The organism is Caballeronia sp. INDeC2 (genome assembly GCF_023631325.1).
In the GTDB taxonomy this organism is placed as follows: Bacteria; Pseudomonadota; Gammaproteobacteria; order Burkholderiales; family Burkholderiaceae; genus Caballeronia.
In genome coordinates, this window is the sequence record NZ_JALQDG010000040.1 from 1 (window position 1) to 24,504 (window position 24,504).

Sequence of the window (24,504 nt, forward strand, 5' to 3'; positions counted from 1 at the left end):
CGCGATGCGAAGAAGGGTCTCGCGTCGCTGTGCATCGGCGGCGGCATGGGTGTCGCGCTGGCTGTGGAACGTCCGTAACGAAAGCAACAAACCGGCGCCGCACACACGCCGCCCGACGCGATATCCAACACTACAAGCGTCGAGGCGACATCGCAGCGCCGGTGCCATTCCGAGCTTCATCAACCTGAGAGAAATTGACGAGGAGTATCAGCATGACTAAGCGTATCGCATTGGTGACGGGCGGCATGGGCGGCCTCGGCGAAGCCATCAGCATCAAGCTGCACGACGCCGGTTACGCGGTCGTCGTGACGCATTCGCCGGGCAACGCGAAGGTCGGCGAATGGCTCGCGAGCATGGATCGCCAGGGCTACAACTTCCGCGCGTACGCCGTGGACGTCGCCGACTACGATTCCGCCCAGCATTGCGTGGCGAAGATCCAGGCCGAAGTCGGCCCGATCGATATCCTCGTGAACAACGCCGGCATCACCCAGGACACGACCTTCAAGAAGATGACCAAGGTGAACTGGGACGCCGTGCTGCGCACCAATCTCGATTCGGTCTTCAACATGACCAAGCCGGTTTGCGAAGAGATGGTGTCGCGCGGCTTCGGCCGCATCATCAACATTTCGTCGGTGAACGGCTCGAAAGGGCAGATCGGCCAGACGAACTATGCGGCCGCGAAGGCGGGCATGCACGGCTTCACGAAGTCGCTCGCGCTCGAAGTCGCGAAGAAGGGCGTGACTGTGAACACGATTTCGCCGGGCTATCTCGCGACCAAGATGGTGACCGCGATTCCGCAGGAGATTCTCGACACGAAGATTCTTCCGCAGATTCCGGCGGGGCGTCTCGGCAAGCCCGAGGAGGTCGCCGCGCTCGTCGCGTTTCTGTGCTCAGAAGACGCCGGCTTCGTCACCGGCTCGAACATCGCGATCAACGGCGGTCAGCACATGAGCTGATGCTCGCAAGCGGCGCGCGATGCTTCGTGCGCCGCCTCACGTCTTCATCGATTCACATCTTCGCGCCATGAACGACATCAGCGCAGGCATATCTCTCTATAGCGTCGGTCATCTCGATTCGGCGATCGACCATCTCGAGCAAGTGCTGAGCCTCGAAGGCGCGAATTCGCTCTTCTCCAAGACATACTGGCGCCAACGCGTCATGCAGGCGATCTCCACGCCGGGGCTCGCGCCCTGTCAGCATTCGCGTCTGCAACGCCTGCTGGATCGCATCGCTCAGGCTTGAGCGGGAACATCGGATCGCACACGCGGTCGATCGTGAATGCCGGAATACAGCGCGCCTGTCCTGCGGTTTGTGAAGAAAATCGCAGGCGCTTGTACCATTCGGGTCGATCTCAAAATTCACGATCCACCAGCATGTTCTCTTACCTAAGATCAATACGCCCCGCGCCGCGTGCTTTCGGGGCGCTCGCATTCGCATTGCTGCTTGCCGCATGCGGCACGACCAACGGCGTCACGGCCGGCGCGCAGCCCGACACGTACACGGTCACCGGCAAGGCGACGGGCACGCGCATGTCGTGGGTGACCGCGCGCAACGCGGCGATGGACGCCGCCGCGGATTACTGCAAGCAGCGCTCGCAGCGCGTCGCGATCAGATCCGAAGCGACGAGCGGCGTGCGCTCGCTTCAAGAGCAGACGTCGACCGTTTCGTTCACTTGCGTGCCGGAGAATGCCGCGCGCGGCTGAGCAATTCTTCCGACGACATCACCGCCGCGTACTTCTGCGCCATATCGAAGAGACTGGCGTCGTGCGGGCCGAGCGCGCGATCGCCGACGCAATCGGATAGCACCACGGGACGAAAGCCGTACTGCATCGCATCGACGACGCTTGCGCGCACGCAACCACTCGTCACCGCGCCCGCGACGACGAGCGTACGCACGCCGCGCATCGTGAGCCAGCTTCCGAGGGAGGTGCCGAAGAACGCCGACGGTACGTTCTTGCGCACGACGAGTTCGCCCGGCGCGGGCGCGAGTTGCGGCACGATTGCGCTGTCGTGCGCGTGCTCTTTCAACGTCGACATGCCGGGCACTTTGAGCGAGAAGACGTTCGCGTCCGAGTCGTCGTCGGCATAGACGATACGGCTGTGCGCGACCGGCCAACGCATCTCACGCGCCGCGTGCAGAAGCGGCACCGTGCGCTCGATCGCTTCCGCGATGTTGCCGCCGCCGAACACGTCGGGATTCGCGAAACCGTTCACGAAATCGACGATCAGAAGCCCGATCTGCCCTTCGATCTGCAGCTCGTTGCCGAAGCCCTGACGTTGATAAACCGGGTCGTCGCTCATAACGTGTCCTCGATGGTCTTGCCGTCGCGAACCACGTCCACGCCATCGAGCGAGACGGTGCAGCGGCGCAAGGGAATGTCGATATGGCATGCGGTCGTGCGCGTGCCGCCGCCTTCGTTGTTCGGTCCGAGCGAGATCAGGAAGTTGCCGTCGAACGCGCGCGCGTCCATGCCGAGCGTCGCTTCGCGATCGTAGAGACCGAGCGTCGACCAGTGCGCGCGCTTTTGCAGTCCCCAGCCGATATGCGAGATCGCGAAGGCTTCGGGATCGTCGAAGCAGAGCATGTATTCGCGCAACAGATCCGCATCGACGCCGCCTTCGATCTTGCGCGCATAGCCGCCTTCGACCGTCAACGCGATCGGCTCCGAGCAATAGCTTTTTTGCGGCAGAAGAATGTCGCCGCGGTCGATCACGATGCGTCCGCTCGCGCCGCCTTCGTTCGGAAACGTGAGCGCGAAGCCGCTCGGCCAATGATCCCAGCGGCCGGGTTCATCGACGAAACCGTATTCGGCGATCGCCGGAAACTCGCCGAGCGGGCAGCGCAGATCGGTGCCCGCTTTCGACGTGATGCGCATCTCGCGCGCGTGCCCGATGCGCGTTGCGGCGGCGAGCACGCGCGCTTTGTCCGCGAGCGTGGGCGTCATGCGCACGAGCACTTCCGGCGGCTCGACGGCGAGCAGGATCTTCGTGCCCGACGCGAGAATCTCGTGCTGCTCGGGAGAAAAAAGCAGCGTCATCAGATCGAGCACGAGATCGCTCGCTTTCAATGCGGCGATGGCCGCGCGATTCCCGGTGAGCGGCGTTTCGCCGAGATAGGCGAGGGCGTCCCGGCTCAGCGCCTTGTCGCCGTTGACGGGCGGAAGATCGAGCCGATTGACGATCGCGCCCATCGATTGCGTTGCGATCGATGCGCACGCGAGCGTCTGCGGATGCGTCGCCGCGCCGGTGAGGATGGTGACGGTCTGCCCCGCTTCCAGCCGCGAGAGCGTGAGCACCGTTTTCCACGCTTCGATGAATTGATAATCGCTGATTGGCATGATTTGTCGCCTCAAATGAGCGGTGCGCCGAAGAACGAACCGATCGCGCGATGAAAGCCCGCTTCGTCGTCCCACGGAATCATATGGCCCGCCTTCGGCACGTTCACGACTTCGAGCTGCGGCATCAGTTCGCGCATTTCGGCGATGTCCACGTCGCGGATTACATCGCCTTTGCCCGCGGTCATCAAAAGCGCGGGTTGCCGGACGTGCGGCATGTCGGCGTGAATGTCGTCGGTGTGGAAGCCTTCGAAGCTCGCGCGGATCGCGCGTTCGTCGCAGGTATGCAGCCACTGCGCGCGCAGACGCAATTGATCGTCGGTCCAGCTCGGGCAGAAGGCGCGCATGCCTTCGGCGTCGATGCCTTTGCGTGCGAGCGCGATCGAATCGACATACCACGCGAGTTGCGCGGGATAAGCGCGCCGGCCGGGACCGGAGACGGGCGGATCGATGAGCGCGAGCCGCGCGATGGTCTTCGCTCGTCGCGCGGCGCGCAAGGCGATACGCGCGCCCATCGAATGACCGAGCACGCTTGCCTGCTTCAGACCGATCGCATCGATGAACGCGACGAGATCCTCGGCCTGCGCATCGAGGCTGTAATCGAGCGTCGATGATGCTTCAGATAGACCACGTCCGCGCACATCGAGAACATACGTATCGAACTGACGGCCGACGGTTTCGGCGACGAAGCCCCAAGTCACCGCCGGACTCGTGATGCCCGGAACGATCACGATCGCATTGCGTTCTTCGCGCGCGCCGCCATAACGCAGATAGTGCTGACGGATGCCGTTCGCGTGGACGTTCGCGCCGTAGAGAAAGGTCGATGCCATCGATCAGTACGCCCCTGACAGCAGCGCGCCCGCGCCCGGCACGATCGGCTTGAGATCCAGTTCGCGCAGCATCGCGTAAGTGGTGGCGATCGCGGCGGTCACGACGGGCTTGCCCGTCAGCGCTTCGACCATCGGCACGACGGGCAGCGAAGGCATCTGCACGCACGCGGAGAGCACGATTGCATCGGCGTTCGCGTAGTTCATCGATTGCACGATGCCCGGCAGATTGCGCGGATCGTGACGCGCGACATCGAGGTTGTCGGGAATCTCCAGCGCACGATAGTCGATCACTTCGAAGCCTTCGTTGCGGATGTAATCGACGACGAGCTCGGTCAAGGGCTTCATATAGGGCGCAACGACGACGACGCGCTTTGCCTTCATCACCTTCAGCGCGTCGATCAATGCGCCCGCGCTCGTGATGACCGGCGCTGCGCCGCCGTTGTGCGCCGTGTGTTTCGTCAAGCGCGCCTGGGATACGCGGTGATACCCGTGCCCCATCGCCATAATCGCGACGAGACACGCGTAGCCGAGCACATCGACGCGCGCATCGGAAAGCTCGACGGCGCAGCGGTCCGATTCGGCGTCCATCGCGGCGAGCTCTTCCTTCATGACTTTCTTCATGCGCATACGGCTCGAATGAAACGTGAAGCGCTCCGGCTCGGTGGCTTGACGCGCCATCAGCATCGCGGGGATTTCGGTTTCCATCGTCGTATTCGAGCTCGGGACGATCTGCCCGATGCGGTACGTTCTGTTCGACATGTCAGGCCTCCAGGGAAACATCGGACAAGGCCGCGCGCGGCGCGAAGTCCGTCGCGTTGTACGCATAGACCCAGTTCGCCTGGATGCCCGACGCCTGCGGATTCAGATACGACTTGAACTTGTAGATGAGATCGCGCTTTCTCTGCGCGAATGCGCTCGGCAAGTGATACGTGCGGCCACGCTCACGCGATTCGAGCTGCACGCGGCTCGTGCGCGGCAGGCGCTCGGCTTCGTAATCGCGCAGTGCATTGCCGATGTCCTTGCCGTGCGCCGCGAGCGATTGCGCGAGCACATAGCCGTCCTCGATCGCCATCGCCGCGCCTTGCGAGAGGAAGGGCAGCATCGGATGCGCGGCGTCGCCGAGCAGCGTGACGTTGCCGCGCGACCACGTGCGCATCGGATCGCGATCGAACAAGCCCCATTTGAAGACCGATTCCGCGCGCTCGAAGAGACGCTGCAAATTCGGATGCCAGCCTTCGAACGCGGCGAGCAATTCTTCGCGGCTCGATTTCGCATTCCACGATTCCTCGACCCAGCTCTGCGTCTCCGCCACCGCGACGATGTTCACCGCCGCGCCGCCGCGCACGTAATACGTGACGACGTGCGCGTGCGGGCCGAGCCAGAAGGACGAATCGGGGCTGACGAACGCCGGCGTTTCATCGAACGGCACCACCGCGCGGAAGCACATGTTGCCGGTGAAGCGCGGCGCTTCCTCGCCGAACAGTTTCGAGCGCGCGATCGAGCGCACGCCGTCCGCGCCGACGATCAGATCCGCTTCGAACTCGCTGCCGTCGTCGAACACGGCGACGGCGGCGTCTTTTTCCTGCCGTACGTCGATGCAGCTAGTCGACAAACGCGCGGCATCGGCGGACACCAGCGTCGTCAGAATGCGATGCAGATCCGCGCGATGCACGTGATAGAAGGGCGCGCCATACAGCTCGGGGCACGTCGATGCGAGCGGGATGCGAAAGTTCTCGCGCGACGTCTCCCAGTTGCGGCCGACGATCGCTTGCGGCACGAACGCGACATCGCGCAGCGCATCGCCGATACCGAGCGCCTGCAGCACCTTGACGGCGTTTGGCGTCATCTGGATGCCCGCGCCGACGTCCCCGAAAACGCTCGCGCGCTCGAAGAGCCGCACTTCGATTCCTTGCTGCGCGAGTGCGCCCGTCAGGGCCACGCCGCCGATTCCGCCGCCGATCACGCCGACGCGAAGTGTTCTGCTCATGATCTCGTCCTTCCGAATGAAGTCGTGTGGATTCGGAACAGATATTATATGGCCGTATAAATAAATGCAATCTTCCATGCGATGAAGCCCGTGACAGCGTGATAGGCTGCGCCCTTAACGCACCCGAACGACAAGGACGAATCAAGCTTTGATCAAGGCCATCTTGTGGGACATGGACGGCACGCTCGCGGAAAGCGAGTCGCTGCATTTGCGCACGCTGATCGCGGCGCTCGCGCGACATGGCGTGGAGGCGGGCGAGGAGATGCATCCGCTCATCTTCGGAAAGACGGGGCGCGAAGTGCATGCGCTATGTTGTGAGCGCTTCGGCTTGTCGGTGGATTACGCGGAGTGGTCCGCGTTTCGCGCACGCGCCTATCTCGACGGTGCGCCCGCGCTCGTGCCGCGTCCGGGCGCGCTCGAGGTATATCGCGCGGCGAAGGCGCAGGGCATCACGCAGGCGATCGTGTCGAATGCATCGCGCATGCTGCTCGAAGCGAATCTGCGGGCGCTGGGCATAGAAGAGCCGTCGCTCGTGAGCATCAGCGTCAACGATGTGCGCAACGGCAAGCCGAGCCCCGAGCCCTACGAGCGCGCGGCCTGGTTGCTGCGCCTCGCGCCCGAGGAAGTGATCGCGGTGGAAGACAGCCCGACCGGCGCGCGCGCCGCCATCGCCGCGCACATGCGTGTGCTGGCATGGCCTTTCGACGATGAAGGCGCCGCGCTCTTTCCCGCGCAAGCGCAGGTCGTGCGATCGCCGCGCGAACTGGCGCAAGCGCTGGGTCTCGATGCGGCGCGGCTCGCTGACTAAGCGGTCCGATCGTCGAGAACGATCTTGTGGATGTTCGTCGCGTAGACCCAGTTGCGCGCCTGCCGCTCGACCAGGTCGATGAAAGCACGCGGGCCGCTGCAGTAGATCTGCGTGCTTGCGTGCGTCGGACTCATGGCGACGGCGCTCTTTTGCGCGCGCAGATCATCGGGCAGATCGAAATGATGATAGACCTCGCCGTGACCGCGAAGCGCGTCGAATGCTTCGAGCATAGCCGCGCGGTCGGCCGATCGCGCGAAGTTGTGCACCTCGAATCCTCGCCCCGCCGATGCGAGCCGCCTCGCGATGTCGACGATCGATGCTGTGCCCGTTCCACCGCAGTACAGAATGGATCGCACACGAGCGTGCTGAGCACGGGGAGGCATGCCGACGAATGGCTCGTCTCGTTCGATGACGGATTGCAGGTTGCCGCGCATGACTTCTCCAATAGAGCCTGCGTCCTCCACAATGGGATGACGAGGCGATGTATGGATCGTACGGAATGGCCGACCCGGCAGCTATGGGAGGGCTGGCTCACATGCAGGTTAGGGCGGACAGCAATCGCCGACAAGGCGCTGCGGTTGAATACCAGTCATATCGTCGTGCCGATGAGCGCAACACGGCGAGATCGGGGAAAGTGCCCTATTTTTAGGGCCGAAAACGCCACGAGCGACCGCAATGGGTCGCTCGTGAAAACATGCCGGAAGCGGGGCGATGAACCCCGCGTCGACTTACATCGGGTGGCCGGCCACGAAGTTCTTGTACGAGTAGTAAGCAGCCTTCGGCGTTTGTCCGTCCGACTTCATCAGACCGAAATTGCCTTCGGAGTCGTCATAGAGTTCGAATGCCTGGATCGACTGGATGTTGTACTTCGATGCAACGCTCTGAAACTGCGCCATCATCGTATTGCCGGCCATGTAATTCGCGATCTGCTGATCGGTGCCGTAGTTCGGACGCACGCCGAATTCGTTGACCCACACCGGCTTGCCGAACGAATGGAGAATGCCCAGCATGTCGTAGCAACCCGTGCCGCCGCATGCATGCGTCATGTCGTTCTGATTCGAATACCAGTGCCACGCGGTGACGTCCCAGCTCACCGTCGGGTGACCGCGCGTGCCGTCGGGCTGCGAGCCGTCCATCAGCATCTGGAAGAACGCGTAGTGCAGCCACGTGCCGTTCACGACGATCTTCGCCGAACCGTCCACCGACTTCACGCCCGCGATCAGCCCGCGAATGACGCCGCGCGCGAGGACGTAAGGCTGGTTCTTGTAGTGCGTCCAGCTCGTGCCGTCGACGTTGCCGTTGAGCGCTTGCGCCTCGAGCTCGTTGCCGACTTCGTAATACTTGTACTTGTAGGTGCTCGCGACCTGCTGGCCGAGCGTGTAGGCCGCGTTGTACGCATCCTGCTCGGAATTGAAGCCGGTGCCCAGCAGAATCACGGGGTACACGGTGACTCCGCTCGCTGCCATCGTTTGCGCCATCTTCGCGACGACCTTCGCGGAGTTCAGGCTGTACACGTCGTTACGATAGATCGTCGCGCCGATGTCCTTCAGTTGCGCGAGCTGCGTCGTTACGGACGTCGCGTCATACGCGCCGCCGTTCGTGTTCCGGCCGTTCGCGCCGTAGAAGATGGAGGTGCTGGTCGCGGCCTTCGCCGTCGACTCGGGCGCGGCGCTCTTGGCGGTGGCGTCGTCGAGGGCGCTTTCGCCGCCGCCGCCGCAGGCGGCCAGCAGTACGCTCGTGAGAACTGCTGTCGCGATTGCCGCGGCCTTGCGTGCCGAGAAAACGTTGAGGTTGCGATGGGAGGTGTGATTTCGATTCGTCATTGCAGTTAGCATTGCTAATTGATTGTCGTAAGGCTCTTAAAATCCGAAACGCTGCCAGACCTTCTCAGTGATTCAAGATGCGTATCGCGGTAATCCGTGCCGTTGTCTGGGTGACACTAATTAGTCATCCAAAGTACCGGCGCAGCACGAGTCGGTCTGTCCGATGCCGACATTCAGGCATTGAGGGGCAGACTGCACGGCACGGAGTCACTGACCGGGTCCATAGCGCAACACAGCAAGCGCTCCGGATGGCGGAGTCGGGCAAACGATTGCGTTCGCCCGCATGGCCTTACGAAATGACAAACCAGCTCAGTTCGAAGGCGGCGTCGTCGGGAAGTGGTAACGTTTGCGCAATTTCGGTCAAAACACCCGAATATTTCGGGTTCTTCGCGCTACATCGGCAACCGTTGCCGAAAAACCTGACTGACGGCAGCAAGGTTATCGTCTTATGAGATGAATGTAAATCCCTGTCACAGTAAAAAAATCTTGCGTTACGCCGGGTCGCAGAAAAACTTACTTCATACGAGTGAATGAGTGGATTCGGCCGGAGGGGGAGACGCGCGCCATGCGCTCATAGGTAGTGCCCCGCGATCTGTTGTATCTTTCAAAGCGACTCCGGATAACCAGACTTTGAGCGGATGCCCGCAGGCGTCATCGCTTAGAGCCAGAACGCCAAGGGAAAAACATGCGAGCTGCCGACATCATGACGACATCGATCGTTTCCGCCACGCCCGACATGTCCGTGCGCCAGGCCGCAGGAACGATGGTCTTCGCGGGCATCAGCGGCATGCCCGTGATCGACGAGGACGGCAAGTTGCTCGGCATCGTCACGGAGGGCGATCTGATGCATCGGGCGGAGATCGGGACGGGCGTGAGGCAGCGCGCGTGGTGGCTCGAACTGGTTGCATCGACGCGTGAACTGGCGAGCCAGTATGTCAAGGAGCACGCGCGCAAGGTCAAGGATGTAATGACGACCGACGTCGCGACCGTGAGCGAAACGTGCCCGGTCGCCGATATCGCCGAATTGCTCGAACGCAAGCGCATCAAGCGCGTGCCAGTGATGCGCGACGGAAAGGTCGTCGGCGTCGTGAGCCGCGCCAATCTGATTCGCGCGCTCGTGACGATGGCGCCCGAACTGCCCGTCGAAGCCGATATCAGCGATCACTCGATCCGCGAGGCGGTTCTCGCCGCGATGGCGGCTCATCCTTGGGCGCTGCCTCGGGAGAATGTCATCGTGGAGAACGGGACGGTGCATCTGTGGACGCGCGTCACGAACGAGGACGAAGCGAAGGCTATTCGCGTGGCGGCGGAGAACGCACCGGGGGTGAAAGAGGTCGTTACGCACGTCGGTCCTCCGGCGGCCGTTCCGCCGTTGGGCTAGCAACGCGCTTCGGCGTCGAACGGCGAACCATTTTCGATGCGAGGTGCGGCCATGAAAAATCCTGATGGTGACGACTTCGCATGATCGGCTCGCAACACCGGCAAGAAAACCGGCTTCTGGCTGGAGGAATTCGCGGCGCCTTATTTCACATTTCTCGATGCGAGCGTCGACATCACGGTGTGCTCGCCCAAGAGCGGGCAGCCGCCCGTCGATCCGAAAAGCGATACGCCGGAAGGCCAGACCAAGCTGACCGAACGTTTCAAGGGCGATGCCGGCGCGCAGCGCGTCCTCGCCAACACCGCGGTCCTCCCCGACATGAACGCCGACGACTACGACGCCGTGTTCTATCCGGGCGGTCACGGACCGCTGTGGGATCTCGCGCAGGATGCGCATTCGATCGCGGTGATCGAGCGCTTCTACGAAAGCGGCAAGCCCGTTGCATTCGTATGTCACGCGCCGGGCGTGTTGCGTCACGTCGAAGTGAGCGACGAGCCGCTCGTGAAGGGCGCTCTCCGGCTTGACGAACTCGGAAGAAGAAGCGGTGCAACTCACGAACGTCGTGCCGTTCCTCGTGGAAGGCGAACTCAAGCGCCTCGGCGGCCGTTTCGAGAGAGTCGAGGACTGGCAGCGCTGTCGATCATCGATGGACGTTTCGCGCGGGGATCTGATGGAGGTGCTGCGCGGGTAGGATCGGGACGTGCCGATGCGAAAGTCGAGCGCTTACGGCACGAGCTGACCGACGCGCATGATTAGTTATCCGGAGTATGCGCATTTCCAAGCGCGACATATGCGCGAGCTTTCATCCTTGGCGCCGATCAGATGAAGCTCGCGCCTCCATTGACCGGAATGGTCTGCCCGGTGATGAATGCATTGCCGATGAGCAACATCACGACGTCAGCGACTTCGCTCGCTTCACCCAGCCTTCCGACGGGCAACCTCTCTGCAACATTCGATGCCTTGAGCGGCCCGGCCATTTCGGTGTCGACCGGTCCCGGCGCGACGGCGTTGACGGTGATGCCGTCGCGCGCGAGCCGGGCCGCATAGCCGCGCGTCAGGCCTTCGAGACCCGCCTTCGATGCGTTGTAATGGATGCCCACCAGACCCGGCCCGCGCGCCGCCGCTGATGACAGATTCACGACGCGGCCCCAGCGCCGCGCGCGCATCCCAGGAAGCACGGCCTGCGTGCACAGAAACGCGGACTTCAGATTGACGGCGAGCGTCTGATCGAACTCAGCCTCGGTGAGATCGTCGATGTCGATCATCGTCGCGGTGCCGGCGTTGTTCACGAGTATGTCGATATGGTCGAGTCGCTGTTCGATGTCGGCGATCATCGCGTCGACTTCGCCGCTGAGCGATACGTCGGCGCGCACAGCGATCGCACGGCCGCCGAGGCGCTCGATTTCCGCGACGACATCGGCGGCTTCGTTATCGCGCTGCCGAAAGTTGATCGCCACCGTTGCGCCACAAGACGCAAGGGCGAGCGAAATCGCGCGTCCGATGCCGCGTGAGCCGCCGGTCACCAAGGCGACGCGGCCGTTCAGGTCGAGGATACGAGCGGGCATGATGGGATCCTTTCTGGCGAGGAAGAAGGGGATAGTTTGCGCGCGTCGTAATGATCTCGCTGATTGTGGATCGGCTTGAGCTGCGTGTGCGTTGCGTCGGGGCGCTTGATGAAAAAAACCGATGTCCGGTTAAGGACATCGGTTCTTCCTTGCACTGCGCTGCTTGATTAACGGCCGCCGTGGCCTCCGCCGCCACCACCGCTGCCGCCACCGCCGTGACCGCCGCCATGGCCGCCACCGCCGTTGCCGCCGCCGTTGCCGGCGCCGCTGCCGCCACCGCCATGGCCACCACCGCCGTTACCGCCGCCGCCGTTGCCGCCATTACCGCCGTTACCGCCGTTGCCGCCGTTGCCGCCGTTGCCGCCGCCATGGCCACCACCGCCGTTACCACCGCCACCGTGACCACCACCGCCGCTGCCGCCGCCGCCGTTACCGCCGCCGCCGTTACCGCCGCCGCCGTTACCGCCGCCGCCGTTACCGCCGCCGCCGTTACCGCCGCCACCGTTGCCACCACCGCCGTTACCGCCGCCACCATGGCCACCACCGCCGCTGCCGCCACCGCCGTTGCCGCCGCCACCGTTGCCACCACCGCCGCTGCCGCCACCGCCATGGCCACCACCGCCGTTACCGGCGCCACCGTGGCCGCCACCGCCGCCATGGCCACCACCGCCGTTGCCGCCGCCGTTGCCACCACCGCCGTTGCCACCACCGCCGTTGCCGCCGCCGCCGTTGCCACCGCCGCCGTTGCCACCGCCACCGCCGCTACCGCCGCCGCTGCCGCCACCGCCATGGCCACCACCGCCGTTACCGCCGCCGCCACCGCCATGGCCACCACCGCCGTTACCGCCGCCGCCGTTGCCACCACCGCCGTTGCCACCACTGCCATGGCCACCACCATTACCGCCGCCATTGCCATTGCCGCCACCGCCGTGACCACTACCCGAGCCACTGCCGCCGCCATGACCGCCAGGCGAGCCGTTGCCGTGGCCGCCGCCATCACCGTGGCCGCCATCGCCATGACCGATGCCACCATGACCACCATCGCCGTGGCCACCATCGCCGTGACCGCCGTCGCCATGACCACCATCGCCGTGGCCGCCGTCGCCGTGGCCGCCGTCGCCATGACCACCATCGCCGTGACCGCCGTCGCCATGACCACCATCGCCGTGGCCGCCGTCGCCGTGGCCGCCGTCGCCATGACCACCATCGCCGTGACCGCCGTCGCCATGACCACCATCGCCGTGGCCGCCGTCGCCGTGGCCGCCGTCGCCATGACCACCATCGCCGTGGCCGCCGTCGCCGTGACCGCCGTCGCCATGACCGCCGTCGCCGTGGCCGCCATCGCCATGGCCGTGGCCGCCGTCACCATCGCCATGGCCATGACCGTCGCCGTGTCCATCGCCATGTCCGTCACCATGACCGTGACCATCGCCGTCACCATGACCGTGGCCATCGCCGTCACCGTGGCCGTGGCCGTGGCCGTGGCCATCGCCATCGCCATCGCCATGACCGTGTCCATCGCCATCGCCGTGACCATGGCCATCGCCGTCACCATCGCCGTGGCCATGACCGTGACCGTGACCATGTCCATCGCCGTCACCATCGCCATCGCCGTGGCCATGACCATGACCATGACCATGTCCGTGCCCATCTCCGCCCGTGTCCCCGCCCGAATCACCACCGCCGGAATCGCCACCGCCGGAATCGCCACCACCCGAGCCCGGGCCCGAGCTGCCGTTTCCGCTTCCGGTCGATCCTCCCGTACCCTTGCCGCCGCCCGAGTTCGTGCCGCCCGCGCCCGCCGTCGAACCCGGTCCGCTGCTGGCCGAGCCCTGGCCGGAGCCGGTGCCTGCGCCGGACCCTGAGCCGGATCCAGAGCCAGCGCCAGAGCCGCCCGAACTTACTCCAGCCGATCCATCGCCACCGCGCCCGCCCTGGAGCAAAGGCACGACCGCCGACACCGTATCGACCGTCGGTTCCGTCGACGGCGATACGCTCGTCGACGAGTCCATCGCCGCAACCGTCATCACGGCGCTCGGGCCGATCGGCGCACATCCCTCGGAAGTCTGGTTGCCGCAAGGATTCCCCGCCGATTGCGCCGACGCGAAATTCGACATGGCCGCCGCGATCACGATCACGCTGAGCTTGATTGCGGTATTCAATTTGAATTTTTTAGGATTACTCATGTGTACCCCTTGTAATGTTTCTTAGCCACGCGTCCACCTGGAGAGTCAAACGCGATGTGGGGCAAGAATGACAGGCTGTACGCAGCGTTCTGTGCGGTACTGAACCGGAGGCGAGGGCGGCGTCGTTTCACGCCGTGCGGGAGCGCGCAGAGAACGTTTGCGGATGATCGAAAGAGCCGGAATGCGTTCGACAGTTGCGGCTTCACTCCTCGAAGCATGGCCGGGAATGACGGCCATTGCGACCGCCAGCTTTGTCCGGAACCCGCGTGCGAACACGAAAGCTGTTTATAGAGTATGTGTAGGCTATCTGTATGGAATGGGCGGCGTCAAACGCGCTGTGTGCTGTGGACCGCAGATCGAATCGCACGATCGATCACACGGCGCGAAAACGCCCTTATCCGCTGATCAAAGTCGATAGGTCGAGATCGGCCAAAATTTGAACTAGAGTTCATTATTGTTCGCTTTCCTGATCGTATTGCCATGCGTGCGCTCGCATTCGTCGAAGTTAAGCGCGCACCGGAACCCGGGTCATACCCGCATGCATCCGACGAATCAGACCACGAACGCGTCATCGATCAAACGGCGTAGCGTTGTTCATAAGAATTAGGAATACCAAACAAATGGAAGACCGATGTTCATCAGACACATCGTATCCATCAACCGGAGGGTGTCATGCAAAGAACGAAACGAGTCGCCTGCGTGGAGGCGACGGCGGTTGTCGCACTGTCGATAGCGAGCGCGAACGTCGCATATGCGGAAGATGAAGTCGTCGTGAATACGAATCCGGCCGCATCGCGCGCAGCAACGGCGGATGTCTCGAGTCTCAAGCCGGTGGTCAACGTGCTTCTGCCTCCGGACACATCAACGATCGTCCCGAACACCGGTCCCGAACCTTATGCGGCGGGCGTGAACACGCAAAGTGGCATCGTGAGCAATGCGCAGACGAGAGCGTATGGCGATTTCGGCATTCCCTATACGACAGGCCGCGTGCAGGACGGCAATCAGAGCGCGGCCGGCACGACGAGCGCGAATTTCCTCAGCACGACCTATCCGTATCGCGCGATCGGCAAGCTCACCTTCTCCGCCGGCTACTGCACCGCGAGCCTGGTTCGCAGAAGCGTGATCGTCACGGCGGCGCACTGCATACAGGCGTTCGGAAGCGGGAATTCGCTGTACTCCAACTGGCAGTTCATTCCCGGACATTACGGCGCTTCCGGCGCCACCGCGGCCCAGATTGCGCCTTATGGCAGGTGGACATGGGCTGGGCTCGTGCGGCCATCGACATGGGCGAACGGCACCGATACCGGATCGGGTTCGGCGCGCAACAACGATCTCGCGGTGATCGCGATAGCGAAGAACGCATCGAATCAGTTCATCGGCGACATCACCGGCTATCTGAACTATGGGTACAACAACTATTCCTTCGTATCGTCGCCGAAGACCGGCAATCTTCAGACGGCGGCCGTGACGACCTTCGGCTATCCCGCATTGATCGATGGCGGCGCGATCATGCAACGCACCGATGGCCCGACCTATACGACGACGGTCAGCGGCGCATCGCAACTCTGGCAGGGCAGCAATCTCACGGGCGGCGCAAGCGGCGGCCCGTGGATCGTGAACTTCCGGGCGCGCGATGCCGTTCTCTCCGGCGGCGCGGTGATAGGCAATTCGTCGACGCTCGCGATCGTCGGCGTAACTTCGTGGGGATCGTCCGATCCGAACGCGCCCAAGGACAACTATGCGTCGCAGTTCCGTCAGAACACGCAGTATCCGAACGCGACGTATGGCAGTTACGGGTCGGGCAATATCGCATCGCTGCTGAATACGCTGTGCGGCAGCGCGGCGCCGGGCGGCGGCACGTTCGCATCGCAGGGATATTGCAATTAGCCTAGCCTTCGGTGGCTCGCTCGTTCGAATGGACGACGAGCCGCCGGCTTTTTCTGTCGATGAAAGAAGATGCGATGCGGCGACTCACGATGACGTCTCTGATCGCCCTTCAGACGAATTCACTCGAACATGCCTGAAACGCCCTTAAAATAAGAAGCGATCCGGGCCGCAAGCCAGACGCGGCTTCTCACTTCATCGGCAGCACCGCCCAGGCATGACGAAAGACGACACCACTCACGTCCGCGCACATGGCGCGTCGAGCAAGCGCAAGCGGCTCGGCCGCCCGACGGGCAACATCAATCAGCGCGAGAACATCCTCGACGCGGCCGAGGTCGATTTCTCGCAGCGGGGCTACGCTGGCACGTCGCTCAAGGAAGTGGCCGCGTCGTGCGGCGTCACGCAGGCGCTCATCACGTATTACTTCGGCACGAAACAGCAACTTTTCGAACAGGTGTTTCTGCGCCGCGCGATGCTCATCTCCGAGGAGCGCGTGACGCTCCTGCGCCAACTGACCGACGGCAAAGAGACGAACGTGCGCGACATCGTGCACGCGTTTCTGCTGCCGCTCGTCGCGCTGCGCAAGACCGATGGCGGCCGCGCGTTCATTCGCCTGCAGGCGCGGTTGCACACGGAGCCGCCCGAAATCTCGTACAGCCTGCGCAGCACCGCATATGGCGATTCGACCGATGCCTACGTCGAAGCCCTGCGCGCCGCGCTGCCCGGCCTTCCCGCGAAAGATCTCTACTGGCGCGTGACGATGATGATCGGCGCGTATCTCTACGCGTTCTCCGACACGCATCGTCTCGATGTGCTCGCCAAAGGCGCGTGCGATCCGTGGGACGCGAACGAGACGCTCGAGCAGTTGACGAACTTCATCGTCGGCGGTCTGGAAGCGCAGGCGAGCGCCAAGAAGACCAAATCGAAGACGACCCGCGCCGCCTGAAAAGATCAGCGCCGCAAACCGATTTCCATCGATTCGATGACCTGCGCGATGGTCGAATGCATCGACGCAAGCGTCGCGCCGGGCAAGTCCGACGACGCCGTTTCGCCGATCATCTCCCGCAGCGTCTCCTGCACATCCGCCGATGCCTGTTGCGGCAGCGCCGCGGCGATCACGCTGAGCGCCGCGGTTAGGCCGTGCAGCTTGCCGGTCAACGTTTCTAGTTCCTGACTCATATTTGCTTCCTGTCGTTACGGTGAGGTGAAGCGAGCCGCCCGCTGTGCGAGCGGCCCGCGGACAATCAGGCGTGTTCCGTCTGCGGATGCGCCTTGAGCTTGACGAAGAGTGCGATGCCCGCGATCACCGAAGGCACCGCGAGCAGCGCGAAGACGGCGGGCAGGCCGAGCTTCCATTGCGCGAAGAGGCCGCCGAGCGCGACGCCCGCGATGCCGCCGAAGCGCCCGACGCCGTACATCCACGAGACGCCCGTCGCGCGGCTTTGCGTCGGGTAGAACATCGCGGCGAGCGAGGGCATCGACGATTGCGCGCCGTTCATCGTCGTACCCGCGAGAAAGATCAGCGCGCTTACGAGCCCGACGCTGCCGATCGCCTGACCGACCACGAAGATGAGCACGGCGGTCAGCAGATAGCCGAGCATCACGATGACGTTCGCGTTCCAGCGATCCATCAGCCATCCCGACGCGATCGTGCCGATGCCGCCGCCGAGCGGAAAGAGCGCGGTGAGCAGCGCGGAGCGCTCCGGCGTGAAGCCGGCTTCGTTCATGAGCAGCGGCATCCAGCTCATCAGCAGATAGAAGATCACGAGGCCCATGAAGTACACGAGCCACAGCATCAGCGTGCCGACGACGTAGTTGCGCGAAAGGATCGCGCCCACCGACGACTTCGCGTGCGTCTGCGCGCGCTCGGACAGGCGAAACGAATCGATGCGCGCGAGATCGAGCGGCGCGATCTTCGAGAGCGGCGCCCAGATCTGCTCCTTCGGCGCGCCGCGCTTGACGAGATAGCGGACCGATTCCGGCACGAGCATCACGACGAAGCACGCGAGCACGAGCGGCAGTACGCCGCCCACCACGAAGAGGCTATGCCAGCCGAACGCGGGAATCAGCCACGACGAGATGAAGCCGCCGAGCGCCGCGCCGACCGTGAAGCCGCAATACGTCGTGTTGACGATGATCGAGCGGCTTTTCGCGGGCGCGTATTCGGAGACGAGCGTGATGGCGTTGGGAATCGCCGCGCCGAGTCCAATGCCCGTCAGGAACCGCAGCGTGACGAGCGATTCGATCGAGCCGCTGAACGCGGTCGCGAGGCTCATCGCGCCGAAGAACGCCGTCGCGGCGATGAGCACGGCGCGCCGCCCGAATCGATCCGCCGCGGGACCGGAGACTACCGCGCCGGCCGCGAGCCCGAAGAGCGCGGCGCTCAGGACGGGCGCGAGCGCGCCTTTCGTGATGCCCCAGCCTTTGACGAGCGCCGGCGCGATATAGCCGATGGCCGCCGTGTCCATGCCGTCGATCAGCACGATCAGGAAGCACACGCCCATCAGCGTCCATTGGAAGCGCGAGAAGCGGTGTGCGTCGATGAACTCCTCGACGGGCACGCTCCCGCTCCATGCATCGGCACGGTCGGATGCCGTCGAATGCCCGGCGCGCGGCGGAAATGCCGGGCCAGTGTGAAGCTCTGCTTGCGACATGTACAACTCCTCGTTGTCGACGGCTCGCGCCGTCTCGAATGCCACTGGGCCGGCGACATGCCGGTGTTCACGCGAAGCGGGGGCCCGCCGGTTTCGACGCTGGTTTATTATATGTATCTATAATTAATAAACGCAATCGGGGAAAAAAATAGTCGCAGGGGAGGAGGAACGTCTTCACGCATCGATGGCCCACATGGGACGAGAATTAAGAGCCACGGATTCGCCCGACGCGAAGACCGCATCGAAGGCGCGAAGAGGGGCGCTGTGGAAGCCGGACCTCTCGAAAGGCTTGCCGACGGAGCCGGCGACCCTGCGCTCGTCGGCTTAGAGGCGTGACCGCAAAATGTCGCGCGTGCTGGCGGGTTTTCGAATGAAGAACTGGAAGCGTTCGCCATGCGATTCGGCGAGCGGCGCGCCAACAAAAAGCCCCGCGCGAAGCGGGGCCGATGAACGCGCTATCCGCAGCGGCGAACGCGCCGCCGCTTGCGGAGACTTCTGCCTACTCGACCGAGCCGTGATCCTCGTAGGCGAGCACCCGGCTGCCGCAAGCCGTCAGATAACCGTGCAGCGCGACGCCCTTGCCGTTCGTGTCGGTCAGCATGTGCGAGCCTTGGATGATTGGATTCGTGCCGTGCTCGGGGCATGTCACCAAGTCACCCATGCGGGCGACTCTGCGCCCCTTGATGTCCATCGTCTCCGAACCGGTGATGATGCGACCACGGTGAGTGGTTTCGTCGCCTACGCATGCGATTGAGGTCATATGTGCGCGTCTCCTTGCGACACAGAAGCCATTAATTTTGGAAAGGGATGTTTCTTGACATGCCCCTTCTTACGAACTCGCAACCAATCAATCGGCCGTTGAACACGAAGCAATTGCCGCTGTGCAAAGCAGTGCGTATCCCGTAGGTCAGCAGTTGCTCGTCTGTCGGCAGTTTTTCAAGTTGGCTTATCAAGTCTTGCAAGCCAAATGTTTCCAGCCCCAGTTCGGTCGAATTGTTCTGACGCATTCTCGCTCGTTGCAGGATGAACGACACACGGTCTGACTGAGGGTTACCGTGAATTTCTTCTGCATCAGCCGCGTTCAAAACCGCGAGTAGTGGCGAAATCCAGTCCCTCTTATCGAGATCGCCGGTCAACGAAATCAAGTGTCCAATATTGCTCATTACAAACAGCCCTCCCTCGAAACGTTCACGCCGGTCCGTGTTCCAGTTTGTAGCATCTCGGGCTCGCCCCAATCATTGATGTGCGTCCACCCCCACGCCCACGCATCGCCTTCGGATGGTGCTCCTCGCGGAACACTCAGCATGATCCCACCGGGGCCATCCTTGTTGGCGTGAGACAGTGCCAAATCCTTATTTGGCGTCCAAGAGACATACTGACTTTGTCCCGTGAGTCCGCCCTCGGCATGAGCTTCCGGCGATATATTTGCCTTTGGATTCGCGGGTTGCACAATACCGTTCTTCGCATCTCCTATCGCGGGATGATTCGCACGTACGCCTCGGTACAGCATCGGACATGTGGTGAGCCCAAGAGGATCAACCCACTGCGCCGGGTTAGCATTGCCGTATCGATAAACGTTCGTCCCGCCGGCCAGCCCGATCGGGTCCGGCGTAATGTAACGCCCTGAGATTGGATCGTAGTGCCGGTTCCGGTTGTAATGCAGACCCGTCTCGTCATCGACATACTGACCTTGGAACTGGAAGCCATCAAAGAGTTTTCTGACGACGAGAAACAGACCGTGCGTGAACTGCTCGAAGGACTGATCCTCAAGCATCAGGCGCGGCGTTGGGGAAACCGCACCACGGCACATAAAGCAGCAGGACGATGAAGGAGAGAAGGAGCACGTAAATGAAGCGCGGGCCGCATGGGCGGCAACCCACACGGCCCGCTGACCACCACCAACTCAATACAGGAGTTGATCATGGCTAACGCAAATCTTAAAGCACGACCACCTGTCACGGAACGGTTCGTGACCATTCAGCAGGCGTGGCGACCTCCGCACTACAGCAGCCTGTATGCAACACAGCCGCTATATTCGAAGGCCCGATCTACAACCTTTGCATCGCTCAGGCTCGCGGGCGTCTGGTTGGAGAACGCCGGATTTGAACCCGGCTCTCGCGTTCGCGTTCACATCGAACACGGACGACTCACCATTACCGCCGAGTAAAGGGACAAAGGGCCGCGCGAGCGACCCTTTGTCCATTCATTTATGGCGTTCCAAGATATCCATGGGTAATGCTTTCAATGTTTATCCAGTCACACAGGAACGCGAGCTCTGTCCCGCTCAAACACTTCACTCGCACAACAACTGATTCGCCTACGTCCTCGAAATCAAACGTATCGACAATGTTGTCATGTGCCCATTGTTCAAACCTCATGCCCCTAATGCCAATGAACGATAGCTCCAAATAAACTTGGTCGTAGTCCTTCGGCCATCTACGAGGAGGTGACTTAGGTTTCTGACCAGTTACGAGCTTAACAAGCAACCTTGGCTCACCCTCTTTGAATCGGGCTTCCGTAAGTCGTGCTCCTCGAAGCGACGGGAAATCACCGTAAGTAGAAACTACAGCCTGGGGATTTAAAATCCGAGCGGTCGTCGTCATTTCTTATTCCGGCAATTGAAGTAATAGTGATCATCCATACCATCAACCTTGCCCGTTCGCTCATCGCCTTCCGGTCGCACGTTGTGGTGCGATGGCTGATCACCAACGCCACCTTGGCCGTAGTAGTGGCCCGCCGAATGGTCTTGAATGACTACATTCTGGCCATTTACATTATAGGTTAGCTCCCTCGTTCGAATGGGTTGCTTACCATCGCCGAGAATCCAATCGCCATTTGAATCAGTCAACGGAACCATTTTTTGACTTATCGGTTGAACGTGCTGTTCTTCCGCGATCAGATTGTCTGCATCGTCGTAATGGAGACGAACGACACTGCTATTGGTCTGCGCCGTAACGAGCCGTCCGCGCGCGTCGTAATAAAACTGTTCAGCCGAATGTTTGCCGATGGTTCGTTTTATGAGCCGCCCCATCGGGTCACGCTCATAGCGCGTCTCGACACCGGCCTCGGTCGATGCCGCAAGCCGTCCGGCGTCGTCCCATTCATAAGCGACGCTGCGCCCGTCGAAGCCGGTCTGCTCGATCAACTGCCCGAGCGCGTCATAACGGAACGTCGTCAATTCATCGTTCTCGTTGCGCAGCTTGATAAGCCGCCCCTGCCTGTCATAGTAGTAGCCGATGCCGTCGCCCCATTCGCCGGGGACAGCCGCCGTGCGGCGTCCGTACAACTGGTTGAGCTGGTCGTACCCGTAACGCGTCTCCGTGCCCGCGCCATCGCGGTAGGTCAGCAGATTGCCGTTGCCGTCCCATGTGAACTTCTCGACTGTCCCATCGGCGCGCGTGATGCTCTGCATCTGTCCGCGCGCGTCGCGCCGGTAGCGCGTTCTGCTTGGTCGCCGATGGCCTTGACCCCTTGAGAGGCAAAGAGCGACACTGCCTGACCCGCCGCGACCGTATAGTTGCCGCCGATCGCGGCATCGGCATTGCCGCCCGTGGTCGTGAACAGATGCCCGCCCGCCGACAGTTGCATGTGCTCGCCGCTCGTGAGCGCGACGCCATGCGGAGCGGACGCAAGCAGCACCGCCTGCTGCAAGTCCTTCAGTTGCGTTTCCAGCAGCGCCTTCTGCGCTTCGCAGTCGGCGACGACCGCTTGTGCCTTCTTGACCGCTTCCGATAAGCTCTGCATCCGCGCTTGCGCCGTCTGCAACTGTGAGAGCGCGGCCGACATGTCGAGCACCTGACCGCCTGCGACCTTCTGCGTATCGGCGGACAGAAACAGCCCCTTACCTCCGCGCAGCGCCCCCCACGAATCCGAGCGCAGCTCGAACCCTTCACCTCGTTTCTGGCGTCCGGAATCGACGATGTAGCCCAGATTCAGTTGCGTCTTGCCGCCGTATTCTGTGGCGAGCTTCGCGCCTTCTTTGCCCTTGGCGTCTTCGAGCCTGAGCTTGTTATTGCTGACGGTGCGAATGACGTTGCGCGTGTTCCATCCGTCGCGCCCGTAGATCAGGTCGGTCGCGAAGCTGTGATGATGCACATGGGCGATAAACGGATATCGCGGATCGCCTCCCGCAAATGCGATGCCGACTTCCGTGTTGCGCAACAGTGGAAAGTGCATGCCCGTCTGGTTCGCCCCTGCAAACGGCTTCGCCAGTCGCATCTGCACGCTTTCACCGCCGCCCGGCCATTCGTCCGTGTCGAAGTCGAAGCGCACCGAATAGTGGCCGTGCTCGTCCATTTCGGCGAACTCGGCGTCGTCGTCCCGCGTCGTGATGCGTGCGCTCAACGTGCCGGCGATCTTCGGCCAAAGATGCTCGCGCATCGGCATCCGGTAGGGCCGGTCGGACGGAATCGCCCGGAAGGTGTTGTGATACGACTTGTCGCGCGCCGCCTGATGAATGACTTCGACCAGCACCATGCCATGCGGCGCATCGGTCAGCTTCTCGTCGGTGCGCACTACGAGTCCCGCGCAGAACGCGGACACCGTGCTCGTGCCTTCGAACCGAATCTGCCCGGATAGCGCTTCCTCGTGGCGCAGTCGCGCCTCCCATTTGGCGCTGTCGGCATCGAGATGATGACTGCCCCACGTGTAGGACTGGCCGTACGTGGTCTTGTCGTCGCGCGCGAGGTTGGCTTCCGACTCGAACGGCTCCCATGATTTCGCCGGGTTGTAGTTTCGAACCCGCACCGATTGGGCGACCGTGACGCTGTGCGTCTGCAACGAGAGAATCGCTTCGTTGCCGGTTTCGAGGCCCGACGTTTCGCGCACCATCGCGGGGGCGCGAAAGCTGTAGTCGTAGCCGTCGATATCATCGGCGAAGATCACCTGATCCCCGAAATCGCCCGGTCGCGCATAGCAGAAGAGACCCACCTGACGCATCAGAAGATGGACGAACTCCCAATCCGACATCTGGTGCTGCATGTGGAAGGCGAGCTTCGGGAACGTGCGTCGCAGCTTGAATGCGAACTGATGCGTGAGAAAGCCGTGCGACAAGAGGATCGCCTCGATGATCTCGGCGACGGTCTTGTTTTGATAGTTGCGCGAGCGCTTGGTGAGGCGCAATCGCGCGAGCGGCGACTCGACCACGACGCGAAACGCGCAGAAGTCGCGCGTCTTGCGGGTGCGGGTGAAGCGCGTGATGACGCCGTTGAACTCGCGCGGCGTGCCTTCGTCGGGCGCTGGCTCGATGCTGAAGGTGGCGTTGCGCCCGAGATAGTCGGCGCGCGCCAGCTCGACGTCGGCGGTCAATTCGAGCGTAATGTGATACGGCTCGCCTAAGCGCTCGACTGCTCTGAACGACTTGATCGACAGGCCATCGGTCGGGGCTGCGCCGCGAACCTTGAGGTAATAAGACTGCATGCCAGTGATCCAGCGCGCGAGCGCACTGGAGCGCTTTGCTTGTGCTTCCATTGGGGTTCCGTGCGAAATCGAGGGATGGTAGACGTGATGCCTGACGATCGCCGAGGGTTGACACTGCTGATTGTTTTAGAGGGGTGTTACAGCGGGCGCAAGGAGATCTATCTGAAAGGGGCGCGTCTTGATTCAAGTCGCGGCTGCGTTGACGCGGCGGGAATCATCCACGCGTCTACACGTGCTCAGGAAAAGGGAAACCGCGAAGAAAAAAGCCGCTTCGATCATTAACGACCGAAGCGGCTTCGAAAAACGATCCTACTGACTTGCGCCCGTGCCGATGCCGGCCTTCTTCTGCGCGTTCTGAATATCCTGCGGGTAACTCGCGTCGTCGCGCTTCGCGGGGTTGTAGCCGGCATCTTCGAGCTTCTTGAGCTCCGCGTTCTTCTTTGCGCGCGCCTGCTTGCGTGCGGCTTTCTTATCCGCCTTCGTGGCCGGCGCGGCCTGCGTCGTGCCGGTGGCGGTCGTCGCGTTGTTCTGCGCGCTCGCGAGCGGCGCAGTCGTCACGCCGAAAGCGGCCATCATCAACGAGACGGCGAGTTTGCTGCCAAACGTTGCTTTCATTTCCCTCTCCAAAGATCGGTT

The 24,504-nt window shown here is 62.6% G+C and carries 30 protein-coding genes and 1 pseudogene; 14 read left to right on the top strand and 17 right to left on the bottom strand.

The window, feature by feature from the left end:
- The 4 genes from NCS28_RS33390 to NCS28_RS24455 form a co-directional block, all read left to right on the top strand.
- A partial coding sequence (locus NCS28_RS33390) for a hypothetical protein (RefSeq protein WP_350029815.1) occupies positions 1–220 on the top strand: 220 nt, incomplete at its 5' end.
- On the top strand, positions 213–956 hold the full coding sequence (gene phbB / locus NCS28_RS24445) for an acetoacetyl-CoA reductase (RefSeq protein WP_250516358.1): 744 nt from the start codon (positions 213–215) through the stop codon (positions 954–956). The genes NCS28_RS33390 and phbB, both read left to right, overlap by 8 nt.
- Before the next feature lie 67 nt (positions 957–1,023).
- A complete protein-coding gene (locus tag NCS28_RS24450) occupies positions 1,024–1,242 on the top strand; it encodes a hypothetical protein (protein ID WP_250516359.1) in 219 nt (72 codons plus the stop codon).
- Positions 1,243–1,373: 131 nt separating this feature from the next.
- Positions 1,374–1,703 carry a hypothetical protein gene (locus NCS28_RS24455; protein WP_250516360.1) on the top strand — a complete coding sequence of 110 codons (330 nt, stop codon included), beginning with the start codon at positions 1,374–1,376 and terminating at the stop codon, positions 1,701–1,703.
- On the opposite strand, the gene NCS28_RS24460 is transcribed toward NCS28_RS24455, so the two are convergent.
- From NCS28_RS24460 to NCS28_RS24480, 5 genes are read right to left on the bottom strand one after another with little or no spacing between them, the layout of a single operon-like run.
- A complete protein-coding gene (locus tag NCS28_RS24460; RefSeq protein WP_250516361.1) occupies positions 1,669–2,301 on the bottom strand; it encodes an isochorismatase family protein in 633 nt (210 codons plus the stop codon). The two genes, NCS28_RS24455 and NCS28_RS24460, sit on opposite strands and share 35 nt — an antisense overlap.
- Positions 2,298–3,338 (bottom strand): 2,5-dihydroxypyridine 5,6-dioxygenase NicX family protein, encoded by a 1,041-nt coding sequence (locus NCS28_RS24465; protein ID WP_250516362.1) that lies wholly within the window; start codon positions 3,336–3,338, stop codon positions 2,298–2,300. The genes NCS28_RS24460 and NCS28_RS24465 overlap by 4 nt, the downstream gene beginning before the upstream one ends.
- Before the next feature lie 11 nt (positions 3,339–3,349).
- Complete coding sequence (locus tag NCS28_RS24470; RefSeq protein WP_250516363.1) at positions 3,350–4,165, bottom strand: alpha/beta fold hydrolase; 816 nt, start codon at positions 4,163–4,165, stop codon at positions 3,350–3,352.
- A 3-nt stretch (positions 4,166–4,168) separates the two neighbouring features.
- Positions 4,169–4,924 (bottom strand): maleate cis-trans isomerase family protein, encoded by a 756-nt coding sequence (locus NCS28_RS24475; protein WP_284505813.1) that lies wholly within the window; start codon positions 4,922–4,924, stop codon positions 4,169–4,171.
- A 1-nt stretch (position 4,925) separates the two neighbouring features.
- On the bottom strand, positions 4,926–6,152 hold the full coding sequence (locus tag NCS28_RS24480; RefSeq protein ID WP_250516364.1) for an FAD-dependent monooxygenase: 1,227 nt from the start codon (positions 6,150–6,152) through the stop codon (positions 4,926–4,928).
- A 148-nt stretch (positions 6,153–6,300) separates the two neighbouring features.
- Here NCS28_RS24480 and NCS28_RS24485 point away from each other — a divergent pair, with 148 nt between their 5' ends.
- Positions 6,301–6,960, top strand: coding sequence for an HAD family hydrolase (locus NCS28_RS24485; RefSeq protein ID WP_250516365.1), 660 nt, complete (start codon positions 6,301–6,303; stop codon positions 6,958–6,960).
- On the opposite strand, the gene NCS28_RS24490 is transcribed toward NCS28_RS24485, so the two are convergent.
- Both NCS28_RS24490 and NCS28_RS24495 read right to left on the bottom strand, forming a co-directional pair.
- On the bottom strand, positions 6,957–7,394 hold the full coding sequence (locus tag NCS28_RS24490; protein ID WP_250516366.1) for a ferredoxin reductase domain-containing protein: 438 nt from the start codon (positions 7,392–7,394) through the stop codon (positions 6,957–6,959). The genes NCS28_RS24485 and NCS28_RS24490 overlap by 4 nt on opposite strands.
- Positions 7,395–7,688: 294 nt before the next feature.
- Positions 7,689–8,783, bottom strand: coding sequence for a glycosyl hydrolase (locus NCS28_RS24495; protein WP_250516367.1), 1,095 nt, complete (start codon positions 8,781–8,783; stop codon positions 7,689–7,691).
- Positions 8,784–9,468: 685 nt separating this feature from the next.
- Between NCS28_RS24495 and NCS28_RS24500 the strand changes: the two genes are divergently transcribed.
- Positions 9,469–10,164, top strand: coding sequence for a CBS domain-containing protein (locus NCS28_RS24500; protein ID WP_250516368.1), 696 nt, complete (start codon positions 9,469–9,471; stop codon positions 10,162–10,164).
- 64 nt (positions 10,165–10,228) lie between these two features.
- Positions 10,229–10,917 (top strand): annotated as a pseudogene (locus tag NCS28_RS24505) (type 1 glutamine amidotransferase domain-containing protein).
- Positions 10,918–10,979: 62 nt separating this feature from the next.
- Here the strand turns inward: NCS28_RS24505 and NCS28_RS24510 are convergent.
- Positions 10,980–11,726, bottom strand: coding sequence for an SDR family NAD(P)-dependent oxidoreductase (locus NCS28_RS24510; protein WP_250516369.1), 747 nt, complete (start codon positions 11,724–11,726; stop codon positions 10,980–10,982).
- Positions 11,727–11,905: 179 nt separating this feature from the next.
- Between NCS28_RS24510 and NCS28_RS33255 the strand changes: the two genes are divergently transcribed.
- The 4 genes from NCS28_RS33255 to NCS28_RS24530 all read left to right on the top strand — a co-directional run bounded on the left by NCS28_RS33255 (position 11,906) and on the right by NCS28_RS24530 (position 16,742).
- Positions 11,906–13,591 carry a hypothetical protein gene (locus NCS28_RS33255; protein ID WP_284505817.1) on the top strand — a complete coding sequence of 562 codons (1,686 nt, stop codon included), beginning with the start codon at positions 11,906–11,908 and terminating at the stop codon, positions 13,589–13,591.
- On the top strand, positions 13,572–13,937 hold the full coding sequence (locus tag NCS28_RS24520) for a hypothetical protein (protein ID WP_250516370.1): 366 nt from the start codon (positions 13,572–13,574) through the stop codon (positions 13,935–13,937). Before NCS28_RS33255 ends, NCS28_RS24520 begins: the two co-directional genes overlap by 20 nt.
- A 647-nt stretch (positions 13,938–14,584) precedes the next feature.
- Positions 14,585–15,799, top strand: coding sequence for a trypsin-like serine peptidase (locus NCS28_RS24525; protein WP_250516371.1), 1,215 nt, complete (start codon positions 14,585–14,587; stop codon positions 15,797–15,799).
- Positions 15,800–16,013: 214 nt separating this feature from the next.
- A complete protein-coding gene (locus tag NCS28_RS24530) occupies positions 16,014–16,742 on the top strand; it encodes a TetR/AcrR family transcriptional regulator (protein WP_250516372.1) in 729 nt (242 codons plus the stop codon).
- Positions 16,743–16,747: 5 nt separating this feature from the next.
- On the opposite strand, the gene NCS28_RS24535 is transcribed toward NCS28_RS24530, so the two are convergent.
- The 5 genes from NCS28_RS24535 to NCS28_RS33395 form a co-directional block, all read right to left on the bottom strand.
- The gene (locus tag NCS28_RS24535; RefSeq protein WP_250516373.1) at positions 16,748–16,975 is read right to left on the bottom strand and encodes a hypothetical protein; all 228 of its coding nucleotides are present in this window, start codon (positions 16,973–16,975) and stop codon (positions 16,748–16,750) included.
- 65 nt (positions 16,976–17,040) lie between these two features.
- Positions 17,041–18,450: an MFS transporter gene (locus NCS28_RS24540; protein ID WP_250516374.1), complete on the bottom strand. Its 1,410-nt coding sequence runs from the start codon at positions 18,448–18,450 to the stop codon at positions 17,041–17,043.
- 499 nt (positions 18,451–18,949) lie between these two features.
- Positions 18,950–19,210, bottom strand: a complete 261-nt coding sequence (locus NCS28_RS24545) for a PAAR domain-containing protein (protein ID WP_250516375.1) — start codon at positions 19,208–19,210, stop codon at positions 18,950–18,952.
- Positions 19,211–19,241: 31 nt separating this feature from the next.
- Positions 19,242–19,613, bottom strand: a complete 372-nt coding sequence (locus tag NCS28_RS24550; protein ID WP_250516376.1) for a hypothetical protein — start codon at positions 19,611–19,613, stop codon at positions 19,242–19,244.
- The gene (locus NCS28_RS33395) at positions 19,613–20,185 is read right to left on the bottom strand and encodes an RHS repeat-associated core domain-containing protein (RefSeq protein ID WP_350029821.1); all 573 of its coding nucleotides are present in this window, start codon (positions 20,183–20,185) and stop codon (positions 19,613–19,615) included. The genes NCS28_RS24550 and NCS28_RS33395 overlap by 1 nt, the downstream gene beginning before the upstream one ends.
- Between NCS28_RS33395 and NCS28_RS24560 the strand changes: the two genes are divergently transcribed.
- Entirely contained in the window at positions 20,108–20,278 is a 171-nt protein-coding gene (locus tag NCS28_RS24560; RefSeq protein ID WP_250516605.1) for a hypothetical protein, read from the top strand. The genes NCS28_RS33395 and NCS28_RS24560 overlap by 78 nt on opposite strands.
- A gap of 93 nt (positions 20,279–20,371) precedes the next feature.
- The gene (locus tag NCS28_RS24565; RefSeq protein WP_250516377.1) at positions 20,372–20,617 is read left to right on the top strand and encodes a SymE family type I addiction module toxin; all 246 of its coding nucleotides are present in this window, start codon (positions 20,372–20,374) and stop codon (positions 20,615–20,617) included.
- 40 nt (positions 20,618–20,657) lie between these two features.
- Here the strand turns inward: NCS28_RS24565 and NCS28_RS33400 are convergent, their stop codons facing one another.
- The 3 genes from NCS28_RS33400 to NCS28_RS24575 are packed head-to-tail and all read right to left on the bottom strand — an operon-like array spanning position 20,658 to position 23,919.
- Complete coding sequence (locus NCS28_RS33400) at positions 20,658–21,053, bottom strand: immunity 50 family protein (RefSeq protein WP_350029816.1); 396 nt, start codon at positions 21,051–21,053, stop codon at positions 20,658–20,660.
- Complete coding sequence (locus NCS28_RS24570; protein ID WP_250516378.1) at positions 21,050–21,862, bottom strand: HNH/endonuclease VII fold putative polymorphic toxin; 813 nt, start codon at positions 21,860–21,862, stop codon at positions 21,050–21,052. Before NCS28_RS24570 ends, NCS28_RS33400 begins: the two co-directional genes overlap by 4 nt.
- On the bottom strand, positions 21,793–23,919 hold the full coding sequence (locus NCS28_RS24575) for a type VI secretion system Vgr family protein (protein WP_250516379.1): 2,127 nt from the start codon (positions 23,917–23,919) through the stop codon (positions 21,793–21,795). The genes NCS28_RS24570 and NCS28_RS24575 overlap by 70 nt, the downstream gene beginning before the upstream one ends.
- Before the next feature lie 36 nt (positions 23,920–23,955).
- Here NCS28_RS24575 and NCS28_RS24580 point away from each other — a divergent pair, with 36 nt between their 5' ends.
- Complete coding sequence (locus tag NCS28_RS24580; protein ID WP_250516380.1) at positions 23,956–24,150, top strand: hypothetical protein; 195 nt, start codon at positions 23,956–23,958, stop codon at positions 24,148–24,150.
- 27 nt (positions 24,151–24,177) lie between these two features.
- Here the strand turns inward: NCS28_RS24580 and NCS28_RS24585 are convergent, their stop codons facing one another.
- Positions 24,178–24,483 carry a DUF4148 domain-containing protein gene (locus NCS28_RS24585; RefSeq protein ID WP_250516381.1) on the bottom strand — a complete coding sequence of 102 codons (306 nt, stop codon included), beginning with the start codon at positions 24,481–24,483 and terminating at the stop codon, positions 24,178–24,180.
- Positions 24,484–24,504: the final 21 nt, after the last annotated feature.

Excerpts from the sequence above, each read along its gene's own strand:
- NCS28_RS33400 (WP_350029816.1), bottom strand. The coding sequence starts at position 21,053 with ATGACGACGACCGCTCGGATTTTAAATCCCCAGGCTGTAGTTTCTACT.
- NCS28_RS24495 (WP_250516367.1), bottom strand. The coding sequence starts at position 8,783 with ATGACGAATCGAAATCACACCTCCCATCGCAACCTCAACGTTTTCTCG.
- NCS28_RS24585 (WP_250516381.1), bottom strand. The coding sequence starts at position 24,483 with ATGAAAGCAACGTTTGGCAGCAAACTCGCCGTCTCGTTGATGATGGCC.
- NCS28_RS24480 (WP_250516364.1), bottom strand. The coding sequence starts at position 6,152 with ATGAGCAGAACACTTCGCGTCGGCGTGATCGGCGGCGGAATCGGCGGC.
- NCS28_RS24540 (WP_250516374.1), bottom strand. The coding sequence starts at position 18,450 with ATGTCGCAAGCAGAGCTTCACACTGGCCCGGCATTTCCGCCGCGCGCC.
- NCS28_RS24550 (WP_250516376.1), bottom strand. The coding sequence starts at position 19,613 with ATGAGCAATATTGGACACTTGATTTCGTTGACCGGCGATCTCGATAAG.
- NCS28_RS24460 (WP_250516361.1), bottom strand. The coding sequence starts at position 2,301 with ATGAGCGACGACCCGGTTTATCAACGTCAGGGCTTCGGCAACGAGCTG.
- NCS28_RS24575 (WP_250516379.1), bottom strand. The coding sequence starts at position 23,919 with ATGGAAGCACAAGCAAAGCGCTCCAGTGCGCTCGCGCGCTGGATCACT.
- NCS28_RS24470 (WP_250516363.1), bottom strand. The coding sequence starts at position 4,165 with ATGGCATCGACCTTTCTCTACGGCGCGAACGTCCACGCGAACGGCATC.
- NCS28_RS24450 (WP_250516359.1), top strand. The coding sequence starts at position 1,024 with ATGAACGACATCAGCGCAGGCATATCTCTCTATAGCGTCGGTCATCTC.
- NCS28_RS24570 (WP_250516378.1), bottom strand. The coding sequence starts at position 21,862 with ATGCAGAGCATCACGCGCGCCGATGGGACAGTCGAGAAGTTCACATGG.
- NCS28_RS24475 (WP_284505813.1), bottom strand. The coding sequence starts at position 4,924 with ATGTCGAACAGAACGTACCGCATCGGGCAGATCGTCCCGAGCTCGAAT.
- NCS28_RS24530 (WP_250516372.1), top strand. The coding sequence starts at position 16,014 with ATGACGAAAGACGACACCACTCACGTCCGCGCACATGGCGCGTCGAGC.
- NCS28_RS24565 (WP_250516377.1), top strand. The coding sequence starts at position 20,372 with ATGGCTAACGCAAATCTTAAAGCACGACCACCTGTCACGGAACGGTTC.
- NCS28_RS24560 (WP_250516605.1), top strand. The coding sequence starts at position 20,108 with ATGCAGACCCGTCTCGTCATCGACATACTGACCTTGGAACTGGAAGCC.
- NCS28_RS24490 (WP_250516366.1), bottom strand. The coding sequence starts at position 7,394 with ATGCGCGGCAACCTGCAATCCGTCATCGAACGAGACGAGCCATTCGTC.
- NCS28_RS24580 (WP_250516380.1), top strand. The coding sequence starts at position 23,956 with ATGCCTGACGATCGCCGAGGGTTGACACTGCTGATTGTTTTAGAGGGG.
- NCS28_RS24455 (WP_250516360.1), top strand. The coding sequence starts at position 1,374 with ATGTTCTCTTACCTAAGATCAATACGCCCCGCGCCGCGTGCTTTCGGG.
- phbB (WP_250516358.1), top strand. The coding sequence starts at position 213 with ATGACTAAGCGTATCGCATTGGTGACGGGCGGCATGGGCGGCCTCGGC.
- NCS28_RS24510 (WP_250516369.1), bottom strand. The coding sequence starts at position 11,726 with ATGCCCGCTCGTATCCTCGACCTGAACGGCCGCGTCGCCTTGGTGACC.
- NCS28_RS24545 (WP_250516375.1), bottom strand. The coding sequence starts at position 19,210 with ATGACCTCAATCGCATGCGTAGGCGACGAAACCACTCACCGTGGTCGC.
- NCS28_RS24500 (WP_250516368.1), top strand. The coding sequence starts at position 9,469 with ATGCGAGCTGCCGACATCATGACGACATCGATCGTTTCCGCCACGCCC.
- NCS28_RS24465 (WP_250516362.1), bottom strand. The coding sequence starts at position 3,338 with ATGCCAATCAGCGATTATCAATTCATCGAAGCGTGGAAAACGGTGCTC.
- NCS28_RS24535 (WP_250516373.1), bottom strand. The coding sequence starts at position 16,975 with ATGAGTCAGGAACTAGAAACGTTGACCGGCAAGCTGCACGGCCTAACC.
- NCS28_RS24525 (WP_250516371.1), top strand. The coding sequence starts at position 14,585 with ATGCAAAGAACGAAACGAGTCGCCTGCGTGGAGGCGACGGCGGTTGTC.